This window comes from Candidatus Nitrosotalea sp. FS, from assembly GCF_011319475.1.
In the GTDB taxonomy this organism is placed as follows: Archaea; Thermoproteota; Nitrososphaeria; order Nitrososphaerales; family Nitrosopumilaceae; genus Nitrosotalea.
This window is the reverse complement of record NZ_RCMC01000251.1, coordinates 22,717-23,397: the sequence shown is the minus strand read 5'-3', so window position 1 is coordinate 23,397 and position 681 is coordinate 22,717. Positions and strand designations below refer to the sequence as shown.

Below are 681 nucleotides of genomic sequence, written 5' to 3'. Positions count from 1 at the left end.
ACTGCATACAAGGTCTTTGGCATTGGAACCTTGATAGTACAAGCCACATCAACAGGTGATCTAACTAGTGTCTACGAGTGTCTTGGCATTCTTGCAATAGGTGTTATTGTAATAACTCTGGCTTTTGGAAATTTTAGCAAGCATGTAATTGCAAAATATGGCCTTAATACACAAATTGAGATCAAGCGACACATAGGCTACTGGAGACCACACATCAGAAAATGGCGAACTCAGGCAGGTCCTGCATTCCAGTTTGCAAAATATACCACTAAAATGAAGACAGGTACAGAAAGCATACAAACAACAATGGCAAAAGTACGTACAAGCCGCTCTTTTGAAAAAACAGGAAAATATATTGGAACTGCAATAGCTTGGATATTTCTTATTTTTATCGGATACTCTTCAATTCACGTAATATTGTCTGTTCCTCACTCCCAGTGGGGCGTATATCTTTCCCAGACTCCAAATCTTTTGTATCAAATGGGAGTTGACTATATACGAGTAATTGTTGTTACGATAGTCTCGTTTGTCTTTGCGGTAGTATTAGGATACTATCTTGCAAATCACAAAAAGGTAAGTACCATATCTTTGCCCATAATACAAACAGTTTCTGCTTTTCCAGCACCTGCCTATTTTCCATTGATCTTTGCCATAACTGCACCGTTTCTTGTACACAATTTG

General features: G+C 38.3%; 1 pseudogene. It reads left to right on the top strand.

What is annotated here, in order from left to right:
• Positions 1–681 (top strand): annotated as a pseudogene (locus DYY66_RS10030) (hypothetical protein); the annotation flags it as partial.